17 protein-coding genes are annotated in these 15,092 nt (G+C 45.8%); 9 read left to right on the top strand and 8 right to left on the bottom strand.

All coding sequences use genetic code 11. From position 1 onward, the window contains the following. Positions 1 to 51: 51 nt before the first annotated feature. The 3 genes from murA to Q502_RS10545 form a co-directional block, all read right to left on the bottom strand. Positions 52 to 1,320 carry a UDP-N-acetylglucosamine 1-carboxyvinyltransferase gene (murA, locus tag Q502_RS10555; RefSeq protein ID WP_102818767.1) on the bottom strand — a complete coding sequence of 423 codons (1,269 nt, stop codon included), beginning with the start codon at positions 1,318 to 1,320 and terminating at the stop codon, positions 52 to 54. Positions 1,321 to 1,424: 104 nt separating this feature from the next. After that, positions 1,425 to 1,679: a hypothetical protein gene (locus Q502_RS10550; protein ID WP_102818766.1), complete on the bottom strand. Its 255-nt coding sequence runs from the start codon at positions 1,677 to 1,679 to the stop codon at positions 1,425 to 1,427. Further along, positions 1,654 to 2,607: a serine hydrolase gene (locus Q502_RS10545; protein WP_258394234.1), complete on the bottom strand. Its 954-nt coding sequence runs from the start codon at positions 2,605 to 2,607 to the stop codon at positions 1,654 to 1,656. The genes Q502_RS10550 and Q502_RS10545 overlap by 26 nt, the downstream gene beginning before the upstream one ends. A 286-nt stretch (positions 2,608 to 2,893) precedes the next feature. Between Q502_RS10545 and Q502_RS10540 the strand changes: the two genes are divergently transcribed. Beyond that, positions 2,894 to 4,159, top strand: a complete 1,266-nt coding sequence (locus tag Q502_RS10540) for a patatin-like phospholipase family protein (protein ID WP_102818779.1) — start codon at positions 2,894 to 2,896, stop codon at positions 4,157 to 4,159. 51 nt (positions 4,160 to 4,210) lie between these two features. On the opposite strand, the gene rbr is transcribed toward Q502_RS10540, so the two are convergent. From rbr to Q502_RS10525, 3 genes are all read right to left on the bottom strand, one after another. Then, positions 4,211 to 4,804, bottom strand: coding sequence for a rubrerythrin (gene rbr / locus Q502_RS10535; protein WP_219724923.1), 594 nt, complete (start codon positions 4,802 to 4,804; stop codon positions 4,211 to 4,213). Between the two features lie 164 nt (positions 4,805 to 4,968). Further along, entirely contained in the window at positions 4,969 to 5,916 is a 948-nt protein-coding gene (locus tag Q502_RS10530; RefSeq protein WP_112109466.1) for a cation diffusion facilitator family transporter, read from the bottom strand. Next, entirely contained in the window at positions 5,913 to 7,355 is a 1,443-nt protein-coding gene (locus tag Q502_RS10525) for an alpha-amylase family glycosyl hydrolase (RefSeq protein ID WP_258001636.1), read from the bottom strand. The genes Q502_RS10530 and Q502_RS10525 overlap by 4 nt, the downstream gene beginning before the upstream one ends. Positions 7,356 to 7,488: 133 nt before the next feature. On the opposite strand from Q502_RS10525, the gene Q502_RS10520 reads away from it, so the two are divergent. The 8 genes from Q502_RS10520 (at position 7,489) to Q502_RS10480 (ending at position 14,224) form a co-directional block, all read left to right on the top strand. Beyond that, the gene (locus Q502_RS10520) at positions 7,489 to 8,538 is read left to right on the top strand and encodes a type IV pilus twitching motility protein PilT (protein ID WP_102818762.1); all 1,050 of its coding nucleotides are present in this window, start codon (positions 7,489 to 7,491) and stop codon (positions 8,536 to 8,538) included. Next, a complete protein-coding gene (gene prfA, locus Q502_RS10515; protein WP_102818761.1) occupies positions 8,538 to 9,620 on the top strand; it encodes a peptide chain release factor 1 in 1,083 nt (360 codons plus the stop codon). The genes Q502_RS10520 and prfA overlap by 1 nt, the downstream gene beginning before the upstream one ends. Positions 9,621 to 9,648: 28 nt before the next feature. Next, positions 9,649 to 10,143: an aminoacyl-tRNA deacylase gene (locus tag Q502_RS10510; protein WP_102818760.1), complete on the top strand. Its 495-nt coding sequence runs from the start codon at positions 9,649 to 9,651 to the stop codon at positions 10,141 to 10,143. A gap of 237 nt (positions 10,144 to 10,380) precedes the next feature. Continuing rightward, positions 10,381 to 10,890 (top strand): zinc ribbon domain-containing protein, encoded by a 510-nt coding sequence (locus tag Q502_RS10505; protein WP_112109465.1) that lies wholly within the window; start codon positions 10,381 to 10,383, stop codon positions 10,888 to 10,890. Positions 10,891 to 11,739: 849 nt separating this feature from the next. Further along, a complete protein-coding gene (locus Q502_RS10495) occupies positions 11,740 to 11,967 on the top strand; it encodes a hypothetical protein (RefSeq protein WP_102818758.1) in 228 nt (75 codons plus the stop codon). Then, a complete protein-coding gene (locus tag Q502_RS10490; RefSeq protein ID WP_102818757.1) occupies positions 11,964 to 12,164 on the top strand; it encodes a hypothetical protein in 201 nt (66 codons plus the stop codon). The genes Q502_RS10495 and Q502_RS10490 overlap by 4 nt, the downstream gene beginning before the upstream one ends. 228 nt (positions 12,165 to 12,392) lie before the next feature. Next, entirely contained in the window at positions 12,393 to 13,274 is an 882-nt protein-coding gene (rapZ, locus tag Q502_RS10485; RefSeq protein ID WP_102818756.1) for an RNase adapter RapZ, read from the top strand. Continuing rightward, positions 13,271 to 14,224, top strand: a complete 954-nt coding sequence (locus tag Q502_RS10480) for an ABC transporter ATP-binding protein (RefSeq protein ID WP_308410392.1) — start codon at positions 13,271 to 13,273, stop codon at positions 14,222 to 14,224. Before rapZ ends, Q502_RS10480 begins: the two co-directional genes overlap by 4 nt. 81 nt (positions 14,225 to 14,305) lie before the next feature. Here Q502_RS10480 and Q502_RS14805 read toward each other — a convergent pair whose 3' ends face one another. Both Q502_RS14805 and Q502_RS14800 read right to left on the bottom strand, forming a co-directional pair. Then, complete coding sequence (locus tag Q502_RS14805; RefSeq protein ID WP_258001624.1) at positions 14,306 to 14,677, bottom strand: hypothetical protein; 372 nt, start codon at positions 14,675 to 14,677, stop codon at positions 14,306 to 14,308. Next, the gene (locus tag Q502_RS14800) at positions 14,652 to 15,089 is read right to left on the bottom strand and encodes a hypothetical protein (RefSeq protein ID WP_258001623.1); all 438 of its coding nucleotides are present in this window, start codon (positions 15,087 to 15,089) and stop codon (positions 14,652 to 14,654) included. The genes Q502_RS14805 and Q502_RS14800 overlap by 26 nt, the downstream gene beginning before the upstream one ends. Positions 15,090 to 15,092: the final 3 nt, after the last annotated feature.

Raw genomic sequence — 15,092 nt, 5'->3', positions numbered from 1 at the left:
CCATAGTTTTCTTGATCCGACCTCCAACCAACCCCTAACCTCGTTTCTCCCTCATTCTTCATCGGGATAGAAAGTTATCTTTGCTCCCAGTGTCCTCAGTTTCTCCTGGAATCTTTCATACCCTCTGAAGAGGTGTGTGGCATTGTTGATGATTGTCTCTCCGTCCGCAGCTAGCCCGGCCATTACCAGAGCAGCACCGGCCCTGATGTCTGGCGCAACGACTTCTGCACCACTTAGCTTTTTCACACCACGAATATTCGCATGGCTGCTCGAGACTTTTATCTGAGCCCCCATACGGTTTAGCTCATCTACGTATCCAAAACGATTTTCGAAGACGTTTTCCTCAAGCACCGAAGTGCCCTCAACCGTCGCTAAGACGGCCGTTATTATTGGTTGAAGATCTGTTGGAAATCCAGGGTATGGTTCAGATGATACTCTAACAGGGTTCAAGGGGCCTTTCCAGAAAGCTCGCAAGTATTCATGGCCCTTTTCAATGCCTGCACCCATCTCTTCGAGAATTCTCAAAAGGGCGATCAAATGGTCTGCAATTGCCCCATGGATTTTAATGTCACCTTTGGTGGCGATCGCTCCGAGTAAATACGTTCCGATTTCTACTCTATCTGGAATAACTGAATACTCTGCTCCAGTAAGCTTTCCAACTCCTGTCACTTTGATGGTTGGAGTTGAGGCACCACTGACTTGTGCACCACACTTGTTAAGAAAGTTCTGAAGATCAGAAATTTCGGGTTCACGCGCGGCGTTTTCAATCGTTACCACGCTCCCCTCCATAAGCGTTGCCGTAGTCATTAGCTGCTCGGTAGCTCCCACACTGGGAAACGGAAGAGCATAGATTATCTCTTTCTCGAAATTCTGCGGGATTACGGCCATAACGTCGCCGTGCTCTTCGGTTATCTTGAATCCAAAAGCCTCCAAACCCTTGAGATGAAAATCAACAGGACGCTGGCCGATATTGCAGCCACCAGGTTTTCCAACCTTGGCCCACCCACAAATCATGGCGAGAGGACCAATAATGTTGAATGAGGCTCTCATTTTTCTTACGAGTTCATATGGAACGTTTCCTACTAGAATCTCTCCAGGCATTATTGTGACGGTTTCATTTTCGAAAGCAACTGTCTTTCCAATTTGCTGAAGTATTGATATCATCGTCTGGACATCTCGCAATTCTGGCACATTCTTTATGACGACTGGCTCTTCAATCATTACTGTAGCCGCAAGAATCGGTAGCACTGAATTTTTGGAGCCACTTGCCCTTATCTCGCCTTTGAGACGTGTATTTCCCATAACAACGAGCTGGCTCATAATAACCCTCCAATCTTTTCATCGAGTTAAGAAGATACGACCGCACTCTTATTTTATCAGAGGTAAGGGCAGAGGAAAGATCGAATCATACCATAATAATTCTATTAGCTCAGGATCTCATTATAGATACGAAGTCCGATCCTTAGACCTTCTATTCTGCCGGATTCATTAACGATGAACTCCCCCGCACTTGCCAAATAAGGTTCGCTAAGATTAATTATGAAACCTCCGCCCGATATTGAGATCTCCTGTGGAGTGGATGGAGAAGCTGGTTCCGAGTCTTCATCAGGAAAACCTACTCGCGGGATTTCCTTAATGAAGCTCTTCCCTTGCTCAATGAAGATCTCCAGATCTGACATCTCTCCTTTTTAGAGCCCGGCAATCTTCTCCCCTTTCCAGATAATTTGTTGCGGGTTCAATAATTACCGGATTCAGTCCCAGAAGATCTTCAACGACCATTCTTGAAAAGAGAGAGGTCGCTTTACTACCTTCATTGCTGTTGGTTAGAATGGCTGCTGAAAAGTCCATCTCCGGGAAGACCATCAGTAATGATATTTGACCGTTGGTGCCACCACTGTGCTGTATTGTCGCCACTCCATCGATCTCTTCAACGAACCAGCCAAGTGCGACCTTAGATGCAGGGGAAGCGCCAATCTTTCCAGTTATGAGTTTTGTGAAGGAATCAACACTTATGATTCCATTTCTATCCGAAGCTCTGCCACTAAAATAAAAGGCTGAATAGTTAAGTAGTTCCTTAATATTAGTGACGATGCCTCCAGCTGGATGTATTGTTCTTCCAACGGCCCAAGGACGTGCAATAGATATACGATCTTCTGCGATCAGCTGCCCGACCGTAAAACGTTCTGTTATTATATCTTCGGGGAAGAAATGAATGTTCTCCAGACCGAGAGGCTCAGAAACCAGTTCGATGATTGCTTCTTCGAAGGTCTTCCCGGTAACCGCCTCAATGACTCTTCCCGCCACATAGAAACCTGAATTGCAGTAAGAAAGGATTCTTCCTGGAGGGTTGATCTGAGGAAGAGAAGACATGTTCCTAACCAGTTTCTCCAGGGCATCCTTACCATAACCAAAATCCTTGAAGTAATCCCCCTTCGTGCCAGAAGTATGGGTCAGAAGATGTTTCATCGTGATCTTTTCTTCAGCTCCTTTATCTGAAAGAACGAAATCTTCGAGGAGTTCCTTAATTGGTCTTTCCAGATCGATCCTGCCGGCATCGACCAATCTCATAACAGCAAGAGCTACGAAAGTCTTGGTTATCGAGCCGATCTGAAAAAAGTCTCATCATTTACCTTCAAGGGATGGTCGATATTCATGACCCCAAGAGAGGCAGTTTCAACTGTGTCGTTAAAACGTACCCCGCAGTAGATTCCAGGAATCTCACCTTCAGCAACTAGCTTCTCCAATTCAGACGTTATTTCGCGAAGCGCTTTCTAAAACTTTCCAAGTTCATATAGCACCTCCTTTAAGCATTGTAGCTGAACATGCACCATGAGGGAAATTTTCTGTGGATTTCGGAGGGAGCCTAATATACAATTGGATAGAGGTGACCAAAGTGGGTAAGTTGAATCTGTCCGAACTTCTTATTCCGGCTAAGGAAAGGGTCAATTTCGACGGTAAAATTGGACTCGTGCTCTCGGGAGGCGGAGCCCGAGGCGCTTATCAGATAGGAGTCTGGAAGGCTCTGAAGGATTGTGGAATTGAGATCGGGGGAGTCTATGGGACGTCGGTAGGCGCCTTAAACTCAATGGCAGTTGCTATGGACAAGTTCGAAGACGCACGCGAATTATGGCTGAAAATCGATTTCAATAAAGTGGTAGTAGATGGAACTGACGGCAACTTGATCGAAAAAGCGATTGGTGCACTCAAGACCGGCGGGTTCGATCCTGCTCCACTTAGAAAAAACTTTGGCCGTCTCCTTAAGGAAGAGGAAGTTCGAAAAGCCCCGATCGATGTTGGTATCGTCACTTATTCTCTCAGCAATATGGAGCCGAGGGAGCTCTTTATCGAAGATATTCCTGAAGGAGAGCTAAAAGACTACATTCTGGCAAGCGCTAATCATCCAGTCTTCAGAAGAGAGCAAATTGGCTTGGAAAAATTCATAGATGGTGGCATTTACAGAAATATTCCCGTTAATATGGCTTTGAGCAGAGGGTTCAAGGAGATTATTATTGTCGATCTCGGTCCGAAGAGAATTAGAGATCTTCTGACTCTTGTTTCACTAAAGAGACTTGATGAAGTGAAACATCTTGTAATCAAACCGAGAGAATTCTATGGAGATGTTCTTGACTTCGATCCCGAAGTCTCTCGAAACTTCATGAAAGAGGGATATCTTGACTGTCTCAGCGAACTGCGTTATCTTGCCGGAGAGGAGTACTATGTTTTTGCAAAGCAGGACACGATTGCAAAAGCGCTCTTCTCAATGCCAGAAAAGAAAAAGAAAGAGGCAAAAGCTATCTTTGGAATTGAACCCTGGCAGAGCGAGTCTACTCACCACTTTTATTACGGGCAACTCATGCCAGTATTGCAAGATCACTTCGGAACCTCCGGTCCTTTGGAAACATGGGTAGTTCTCCTAGAGAAGCTTGCAGGACATCTAGAATTTGGGAAGCTGGAGCTATTCACTTTACAGACTCTGATCGGACGGATCGTTTCTGCTGCGCGCTCAAGTTTTGAGAACATAAAGTATAACGATATCGCCTGTGAAAGAGTTGTGAGTTTTCTTGAGTTTCTAATAGACAATTCGAAGATGAAAGATCTCGAAGATCAGGAATTCAGGGTATTCGAAGATGGATTCAGTTCTCTGACCCGCCTGGAATAGTAGAGACAAAAAGGGCCCGGCAATACCGGACCCAGATGTCTTCAAGATGATCTAATAGTTCTCAACGAAGAGTTCGAAGTAAGCCTTCGAATGTTTGCATGCAGGGCACTGCTCGGGCGCTTCTTTTGCCTCAAGTATATACCCGCAATTTCCGCACTTCCAAAGGACCTTCTCTTCTCTCTTAAATACCTTTTCGGTTTCGACGTTTTCGAGCAGTTTCAAATAGCGCGTCTCATGGCGTTCTTCCACCTTGGCTATCTGTCTGAAGCTCTCTGCAACAGTTCTGAAGCCTTCCTTTTCCGCGACATCGGCAAATGTTGGATACAGTTCCGTCCACTCTTCGTTTTCTCCGGCAGCGGCAGCTTTGAGATTCTCTCTCGTTCCTCTAAGATCTACAGGATAGTCAGCATCTACGTGGACCATAACCGGTAGTTCGCCTGTCATACCTTCTATGATGTGCTTGAAGAAAACTTCTGCGTGTTCCTTCTCGTTATCGGCAGTTTCCCTGAAAAGAGCGGAAATCTGCTCGAATCCTTCCTTCTTGGCTACGGAAGCGTAGAAAGTGTATCTGTTTCTTGCCTGTGATTCGCCTGCAAATGCCTTCATTAGGTTCTCAAGAGTCTTTGTGCCTTTTAGATTCACGATTTCACCCCCGATACGAGATATTGTTTTCGAATATTTTTGTGTGAACTTATTACAGTTGAGAAAGAACATATCCACATAATTATAGTACAAAGTCGATTACAATTACGAATCTCTCTAAAGAAAACCGACACGGAAACTTGGTCTCAAGAAAGGCACCTCAGTTTCTACTGGTCTTTATCTGTGCCTTCTCCAAATTCCCTCGAAGAGTCTATTCCGAAGTTCTCATCTTCAACATTTCCCGAAGGTTCAATGTGAACATGTACATCATAGACGTTTTCCTGATCCTTCTTTATCGCGGCCTCAACCTGCTTGGCAAGGAAGTGGGCGTTCCTAACAGACAGCCTGGGGTCGACTTCGATGTCTAGATCAACAAGATACTTGTAACCCATCTTTCTTACTCTCACTTTGTGAGGGTTGTGAACTCCCGGAACTCTTTCAACCGCTTCGAAGATTATGTTGTAAACATTGTCGCCCGGCTTCAGTCCATCCATCAGCTCGTAGTTGGTTTCCCAAAAAATCTCGATAGAGGTCTTGATTACCAGCGCTGATACAACCAGTCCGACAATCGAGTCGATTATCTGCAGTCCGGTAACTCCAACGAAAATCGAACCTCCCAAAACGGATAGCGAGATTACTATGTCAAGCTTCATATTCATCGCGTCTGCGACAAAAACAGAAGAGTCAATCTTCTTTCCAATGCTCATCTTGTAGCGATAGAGGAAGTATTTCGTGACGGATGAGATTGCCGCAACCACAATTACCAGCTCAAGATTCTCGACGGAAGACTCTCCGGTAAACAGCTTCTGAACAGAACTCATAGCAAGCTGGGCGCCGGCAAAAAAGATAATCATGGACACAATTTTGGATGCAACGGCGTCGGCTCTTTCATGACCATAAGGGTGTTGAGCATCCGGCGGTTTGCTTGAAACAGATGTTGAGATCCACGTTATGATAGATGTCAATATGTCGGTAGTTGAATCCACTCCGTCGGCAAGAATAGCCATGCTTCCAGTGAAGAAGCCGGTAAATACTTTGATCACCGCAAGCAAAGCATTTCCAGCTACGCCTATTATCGAACCCATTCTGGCGACTGAAGCTCTATCTTCGTTCATTCAGTAACCTCCATCGCACTGGATAGGGCGCCAAGATATCTCTTGTTCCTGTACTTCGATACGGTGCCGTTGATCACTTGAACATCAGCGTTCAAATCGACAGCAATCTTCTTCGTTCCAAGATTGTGGAGTATGTTTGCGCTCTTGCTCTCTCCAGTCACCTTTAACATTATCAAAGTCTCCTTGCGCTTCACGCTCTTGATTGTGGCAAACCTTAGCCAGGGATTACTCTTTCTGAATTCAAGTATAGCCCTGAATCTCATATAGTAGCTGTCATCGACAGCTTCTTGCGCTTCATAGGACACACCGCTGTGAGGATGGTTTTTGCCGAGAGCCTTCCATTCCGTCTGTCCCGGACCGTAGCCGTTCTCATACCAGAGAAAGGGTTCCAGCTGTTCTTCGTTGAAGTACATATTGTAGACACCTTCCATGCCCAGTTCCTCGCCATAGTAGAAAAAGGGTACTCCTGGAAGAGAGAGCAATACAGACATTGAAAGGAGCGAGAGTTCGCGGTCGCCGTTCATTGACGATACCAAACGACTCATATCATGATTCGTAAGGAAGAGTCCAGATTCATAGCTGCGTTTGGCCCTGAAGCACCTGTTCAAATCTGTCTTCAATGATATTACCAGAAGCTCAGGATCCTTCTTGGCAATTGCTGACTTCAAGTCTTCGGCCAGCGGGAAGTTGAATCCGATTCCGAAGATCGCAGAATAAAGATCCACAATTCTTGCATCGTCCCAAACTTCGCTCACAAAGATTGAATCGGGAGAAATTGATCGGCAGTGCGAGGTCATCTCTTTCCAGAACGCGATATTTCTGCTGTGCTGATACTCGCATATTCCCTTCTCTATAGAGAAATCGAAGATGTGTTTTGCGGCGTCGAATCTGAAGCCGTCAAATCCCACCGAAAGCCAAAATGTGAGAACCTCTTTCATCTGTTGCCATAGAGAAGTTGATTCGTAATTGAGATCGGGGCTTCCCGGGCCGAAAAGTGTGTATGCCCACTGGCCGGAGTAATTAGTCCATACCTTCTCCCCGTCCCAGTGTCTCCTTGCCTTTAGCCAGTCTTCGTTCTGCAGAAAGAGGTACCAGTCCCTGTACGGTCTTTCGCCGTCGAGAGCCCTGAGAAACCATTCATGACCAGGAGAAGTGTGGTTGATCGGAAGGTCGAGGATCACTTTCAGATCTCTCCTATGTGCTGAAGCAAGAAAGCTTCTCAGCTCTTTGAGATTTCCATATATGGGATTAATGCTGAAAAAGTCAGTGACACTGTAACCGTGGTATGCCGGCGACTGAAGTATCGGTAGGAGCCATATTCCTTCGATACCGAGACCTGCAAGATAATCAAGTTTCTGTTCGGCTCCTACTAGATCTCCTATTCCGTCTCCGTTACCATCGCAAAATGATCTTATATACAGCTCGTAGAACACGCACATCCCTCCCGACTGTGGCAGTCCAAAATCGGACCGATTCATGAGAACTATCACTGTCCCTAGAATCTTACATCTTATCATAGTTATCCAATAGCGCATTGTGTTAAAATCTTGTCTGTTCTGGGAGGTGTGGAAGATGCTAATAATGGAGACTCTGAGCAAGGGTGAACAGATGAATGCGAGCGACGTTCATGTGACTTCCGGGGGTTATGTGATGTACAGGGTCGATGGCGAGTTGATTCAGGACAAGCTTCTTACCGATGCGATAATGATGAAAAAGATCATTGCTGAGCTTAAGGAAGTTACGGGGATGGATTTTGAGGACTCGGGCAGTAAGGAAATCGATTTCTCTTTTGGCTTCAGCTCATCGAGAGTAAGAGGAAATTTCTTCTACTCAAATAAGCTTCCTGTGATAGCTCTGAGGCTCATTCCGAAAACAGTTAAGACTATAGATGACCTGGGGTACCCCGCCATTTTCAAAGACTTCTGCAAGCCGGACAAGGGACTCGTGTTAGTTGCGGGGCCTACAGGCAGCGGTAAATCAACCACTCTTGCAGCAATGCTGGAAAACATAAACAGAACAAGGAATGCACACCTCATAACTATAGAGGATCCTGTAGAGTATGTTTTTGAGCAAAAGACCGCTTTGATTCACCAGAGGGAGCTTGGACCCGATACCAAGTCCTTCTACAACGGCCTTAAGTATGCCTTGAGGCAGGACCCGGACGTAATTCTCGTTGGCGAGATGAGAGATAGCGAGACTATGGAACTTGCGATGACCGCTGCGGAGACCGGTCACCTTGTTTTCTCAACGATTCATACGAATTCTGCCGCCACCACTCCCGAAAGGATAGTCGGAGTCTTCCCACCTCATCAGCAGAACCAAATAGCAATGCAGCTTGCAAATACCTTGCTGGCTGTCATTTACCAAAGGCTGCTGAGAAGAAGAGACGGCAAAGGGAGGATTGCAATTCTTGAGATTCTAGTTGTGAACCAGGCGATAAGGAACCTTATCAGGGAACAGAAGTTTCATCAGATAGAATCTATGATGCAAGCCGGCATTAAGTTTGGAATGGTTACCTTTGATGATGCGTTGATGGATGCTTTCAAGAAGGGCATTATCGACAAGGATCAGCTTCAGAACTATGCGAGAGATGCGAACGCCATGGCCAGGAGGGCCTTCTAATGGATCTAGAAAAGATAATGGAAGTATTCAGGGAGAGATTCAAGGAAGTTGAAAGGGAGCTCTCCAGACCAGAAGTTGCCTCCGATCCCGAGAAACTTATGGAGTACGGCAAGAAACATTCCGAGCTTTCCGAGATCATAAATCTCTACAATGACATAGAATCGATGAAAAGCGAGCTTGACGAATGGTATGAGATGAAGAATTCTGTCGGTGAGAGCGAACAGGAAGAGATAGCCCAGACAATATCAGACCTTGAGAATAGCATTGGGAAACAGGAACTGAATCTAAAGGGACTACTGGTTCCCGATCTATCAGACAATAGAAACATAATTATCGAGATAAGAGCGGGAACTGGCGGCGAAGAAGCGGCTCTCTTCGCTGCGGATCTATTCCGCATGTACAGCAGATATGCCGAGCGAAACAACTGGAAATCAGAGATCATTGATTCCAATGAAACAGACATCGGCGGATTAAAAGAAATCGTATTTCAGATAAGAGGTCGGAGCGTATTCAGCAAACTGAAGTATGAAAGCGGAGTCCACAGGGTCCAGAGAGTTCCCTCTACAGAATCCGGCGGAAGGATCCATACTTCGACCGCCACAGTGGCGGTTCTTCCTGAAGTCAGCGAGACGGAAGTCAAAATCGATCCTGCCGACCTAAGAATCGATACGTACAGAGCTTCAGGAGCAGGCGGTCAGCATGTTAACAAGACAGATTCAGCGGTCAGGATAGTTCATGAACCAACGGGAATCGTTGTTGCGGTACAGAAGGAGAGATCTCAGCACCAGAACAAGGCCAGGGCCCTCGAGATACTTCGTGCTAAACTCTACGAGATGTATAGCTCTAAGGCGGAAAATGAAATTGTCGAGACCAGAAGAACGCAAATAGGAACTGGAGAGCGAAGTGAGAAGATAAGAACATACAACTTCCCTCAAAACAGGGTCACTGACCACAGGATTAACTTCACCAGCTACAGACTTCTTTATATAATGGACGGCGACCTCGACGAACTGGTAACAGAGCTTTCCGCTGCAGATATAAACAAGCGTTTGGAACTGCTCCACAGGAAACTTATCGGTTAGTCTAGAGCCTCTTCTACGGAGACAGAGCATGAAGAATGAGAAGCCTCTAAGAACAAACGCAACAAGGATTCTGGACGGTCTCGGCATAGAGTATGAGGTTCTTGAGTACGAAGTTGACGAAAGTGATCTGGGCGCTGTTAAGGTCGCTTCCGAACTTGGATTTTCAGCTTCTAAAACGATGAAGACAATCGTACTCAAAGGTGATCGAAGCGGTGTCTTCGTGTGCTGTCTCGGTGGGCATCGGGAAATCGACATGAAGAAGCTTCCGGAGATAACTGGTGATAGAAATATCGAAACGGTCTCCTCAGACCGGCTTCTAGCTATTACAGGTTACGTCAGGGGAGGGGTCTCCCCTCTGGGGATGAACAAGAGCTTCAAAGTCTATATAGATGGAGAAGTCTTGAGTGAAGAGAGGATTTCTATGAGCGCTGGCAAGCGGGGCCTTCAGATATGGTTAAGGCCGACGGATCTGGTTGTCGCTACGAAAGGTAATGTCGCTTCGTTCTCCAAAGAGAAACACTGAGAGTTCCGGGCTACGCTTGGCAATTAGATTTTGAAAATTATCACTAGAACGGAAACTATTCCGAAGAAAAGGGCCAGTAGCAGCAGAACCGTAGAAATCTCCATCAATCTTCTCTCCCTTCAAACTCCTGTCAATCAATTCTACATTTTTCTTTCCCATCTCAAAAGGAACTGTGAGTAATCTAAGTTGATCATATTGAAAGACATTGTACAATTGAATTGAAAGGACGGTGGTAAAATGTACATCCGCTCTGGTGATCCAGTGAGAACAGTAATCAAAGTTATCGGTGGAATAGTCTACGGTGTCGGCATAGGCTTGATAATACTTAGCTTTGCTAGTTTCTTTCTGGCTCCGTATCTAAGCCTTGTTTTTGGAAGTGTATTCGTTTTTATAGTGTTGGGCTTCATCGCAACAACCCTCGGGAGAATGCTTCTAGGCATGGCGAAGACGAAGAGCTTCTCCGGTCCTGTTAGTGAACAGGAACCCGTTAGCAGGAGCGAAGTTCAGGAGGAAATGACCTACGACTACACCTTTGTTTCCGATAGAGAGGCAAGAATCGAGAAGAAGAAGAGTAAGAGTTATTCTAGGTGTCCGGAGTGCGGCACAGAGAATGACGACAAGGCAAGCAAGTGTTCCAGTTGCGGAACCTCTCTCACTGGTTACAAGAAATGTAGCCTTTGCTATATGTTGAACAAAAAAGAGAATCGTTTCTGCAAGAATTGTGGACACGATTTCAATCTTGACTGAGTAAAAAGACTCCGAGATGCATGGCAGCAGAAGATCTGTGCGCTGTGAGGAGACGTCCTTGGTCCTTCGTCCCGGATCATGGACCCGTCTTTCGAAAGAACAGTTGCAAGTTGTCAGTTCCAAGTTGCAAGCTATAGGCGTTAAGAAGAACAAAACATTAGACGCAAGGCACTGAAGAGCATCAGTGATAGCAATGCCTGCTTCGCAGGGAAAGAGCCGCTTTTCGCTGAGCGCTGAACGCTCGGAAGACCAAAATCCGTTTGCCACTAAAAGTTGATGGGGGAACTTAATCTCACAGCGATCAGCGGGTTCTCCGCTTTTAAGCGCACTACGGTTCTTATGCTTGCAACTCGGAACTGAGAACTTGCAACTGATCTTTCGGCGTACAGCGGATCTGGGAACGAAGAACAGATCCTCGCTCGAGTTTGTCCTTCAGGACTGATTTTCATCTCCCCGGTCTTCGATCTCGGAACTATCCAGTGGAGTTCAACGGAGGACAAGGCATTTGCTCTCTCAATTCCTGCCTATGTCGCTTCTGCCTGGTTTCACGGCAAGGTCTAAGGTGAGCTGGAGACTCTTGTTGAAGAGGCAAGTAGATGGGTAAAGGAGGAGTATGTAAGCGCGCTCTGGGAGGGAAACAAGCTTGCCGACGATAGAAAACGGAGTATAGCAGAGATTCTGGAAATGCTCACAGGGATCAGCTCGGCCTCATTCTATCAACGAAATCTAAGGATGAACCAGGTGGACTTCTGTACGCTACTGCTAGAAGAGAGCGACCGCTCCCTGAGCGTGTATGACTCAAGAACAACGGCAATCGGACCATGTATTGGGGCCTAAAATAATGGCACAATGTTCAATCTTTCGGGGCAGCTGAAAACATGCGCAAATGATTACATCAAGAGAGAGATAGGATATGAAACAAATCTGCCTTACAAGAGCGGGAACGCAGAAGTGTATCTGAACAGGAATTGGGAGAGCGGCAAAGTTGAGCCGGAAATGCTTGACTCACTTGACCTGGGATTTCCCGATGCAAGTGATGCTCTTTCACATGCTTTGACCAGAGCGCCCTATCTATGAGTCTTTGTCGCTGGAGGAAGGTTGATCTTGAGTACCCCTTTGAATCGGTTGCCTATAGCATTGATCATATCAAGATCTCGGATTCTCTTCGTGCCAACATCATTCACAGAGTCTACGAGGGCGGCCATATGATCTATGTTAATCCCGAGGCTCTGGAAGAGCTGAAGAAGGATTTAGAACTCTTCTACGGCAATTGAGGTTATCTATAACAACGAATGTAGGCTGAAAACTCGCATCTATTGATCTTGGGAAGTCTCACGGGGTTAGGATGAATCAGTAGTTGAGAAAACAATGTCGAAAGACATGAATCCGGTCTGGCGTCGTGCTACTAATTGGAGTTATTACAAACTGTTGTATAATTAAATATAGAATCTTCTATTTCTTGTTTTCTAATTATGTTTTCCATTTGGGCGGTGATGCTACGAATGTCTTCATCTATTATCGTTGTAACCGGAATGTCCGGCGCCGGAAAGTCTTCGGCAATCGATGTTCTTGAGGATTTTGGCTTCTTCTGCATGGACAACGTTCCTCCTTCGATTATCGAAGAGCTTGTAAGAATAATCGGCGAGCAGGAAATCGATAAGAGCGCCGTTGTTATTGATATCCGAACTGCAAAAAAGTTTGGTGGAATAGAGAAATTAATTGGAAGTCTTGAATCGCTTAAGAAAAGAGGATTAAGTATCTTGTCGGTTTTTCTCGATGCTGAGGACGAGGTTCTATACTACAGATATCAGAAGACGCGAAGAGCACATCCTCTCCAGGAAGAGATAGGACTTGAAGAAGCGATTCAGAAGGAAAGAAGTATCATGGAGCCGCTGAAACTGCACTGTGGTCATGTTATCGATACTTCAAGAATGGATATGAAAGAGATGAAAGAGGCAATTGTTTCGATAATTAGCGGCAAGGGATATTCGATTCCACCTATGAGAATAGAAATAGAGAGCTTCTCTTATAATGAAGGAGTGCCTCATGATGCCAACCTGATTTTCGATGTGAGATTCCTGCCCAACCCTTATTATTACGAGGATCTCATAGAGCTTACAGGAATGGACAAGCAAGTTAAGGATTATTTGGAAACCTATCCGGAGATCGAAAGCTATTTCGACACTGTTCTGAGACTATGCAGGATAACGATAGAGGGATTCGCGGGAAGCGGAAGAAACTTCATCAAGATAGCTGTTGGCTGTACCGGGGGCAAGCATAGGTCTGTGTATATCGCCGAACGTCTGTACGAAGCGCTCAAGATAGATAGTGTAAGGCTTTCGCTTGATCACAGAGAGCAAAGAATACATAAAGAGAACTCCTGATCCATATTCTTGCTAATTTTGGAGGTATTTTAGGTGAGAAGCAGATTAACCTATCTCCGGATAAGCGAGATGTCGGCCTTTTGTTTCAGAATTATGCGTTTTGGCCACATATGACCGTCTATCAGAACATTGCTTTCGGTCTTGAAAACATGAAGTGGAGCAAAGAAGAGATCAGAAAACGCGTAAAGGAAATGGGCGATCTCGTCAAGATAAGCGATCTTCTTGACAGGTATCCTTCAGAACTTTCGGGCGGTCAGCAACAGAGAGTAGCAATTGCAAGAACCCTCGCTCCAAATCCTATGGTGCTCTTGATGGATGAGCCGCTTTCTAACCTGGATGCCAAACTGAGAATGGAAATGAGAGCCGAGTTGAAACGGCTCCACAGAGAAATCGAATCGACTGTCGTATACGTTACCCACGACCAGCTGGAAGCGATGACTCTGGCAACCAAGGTCTGTCTTCTTGAAGAGGGCGTTCTCCAGCAATATGCGCCGCCGCTCGTAATATACGATCAGCCGTCCAATATCTTCGTCGGAGATTTCATCGGGAATCCTTCAATGAATTTCCTAGATGCCACAGTTAAGGGCGCTGAGAAAGATAGAGTCTCTCTTGAAACCGCCGAACTCACCATGGAGATGATTTTCAAGAGCAAAGAGGCAGAAGTTAAGAACGGTGACGAAGTAATAATTGGTTTAAGACCGGAGGACATCACGCTAAACCCGTACAGCGGAGCAAATAGTTGTGTTATCTACTCAACGCTTCCTTCTGGAATGGAGACAGTGGTGAGGGCAAAGATCAAGAACACGATGTTCTCAATAGTCGTCTTTGGAAGAGTCGATTTCGTAGTTGATTCGAAGATGGAGATCTCCTTTCCTTCAGTCAACTACTTGCTTTTCGACAAAGCTACAAAGAATAAGATAGGAGCGGGCTCTTTGAAGTTGACAGAGTAGAGGCAATGCTTATTTGGGAGAGGGATCTTGAAGTATTCCTCTCCATGCTACTTCAGAGAGTAATCGTATTGAATCTATATCTCAGGAACCCACAAAACTCTTCTTCTCTTTCTTGCAGATCTTTTTGACGGTGTTCCTGCCCATCGCGGCACAGCCGTAGAGGTTGGTTCCTCCTATGGAGTGCTCGATCACGTAGAGGTTTTTCAGAGTCTTCAATACCAACGGCTTGTTGAGGAATCTCCTGAGAGTGTCTTTCATTCGAAAGTCCTCTTTGCTCCCGTAGCCACGTCCATTTGACGTGAACTTCTCTGTAGTCATTGGCGTTGCAACATCAGTTACTTCAACTTCATCTGTGATGCCGGGATTAACTCTCTCGATTGCATTGATAGTGTTACTGGCAATCTTTTCCTTTGGCGCCATTGTTCCATCATAACTGTAATTCAGAAGATTCACTTGGCACACCGTCACCTGCAATCTCAATCGGTTTATCCAGAAAGAGGGACATTGCATTCGGCAATTGTGACAGGTCCATGTTAATGCCAAAAGACACGTGCAGAGTCATCATCATTCTGTCGATGGGCTTTGAATACATCGAGCGCAGCCGATCGGTGAGGTGTCTCTCATCTATCAGTTTCTTAAAAGTATCATAGCCGTAAACATCTGAAACCACATAGTCGGCGTTAAGCTCCTGACCACTTTCGAGCCTTACCCCGACTGCCCTTCCCTCCCTTTCAATGACCTTAACTGCTGACGAATCGTACAGTATCTCGCCCCCGAGGAAAGCGTATCTCTTCACGATTGACTCGATGAACTTGCCGGAACCTCCGGAATACCTTCCGTATCTCTTTGCGTTGGAGCCTGCCATTAC

It is taken from the genome of Mesotoga sp. Brook.08.YT.4.2.5.2., assembly GCF_003351125.1.
Lineage (GTDB): Bacteria > Thermotogota > Thermotogae > Petrotogales > Kosmotogaceae > Mesotoga.
Note: the sequence above shows the minus strand (reverse complement) of the source record. Positions and strands in the feature narration are given on the sequence as shown.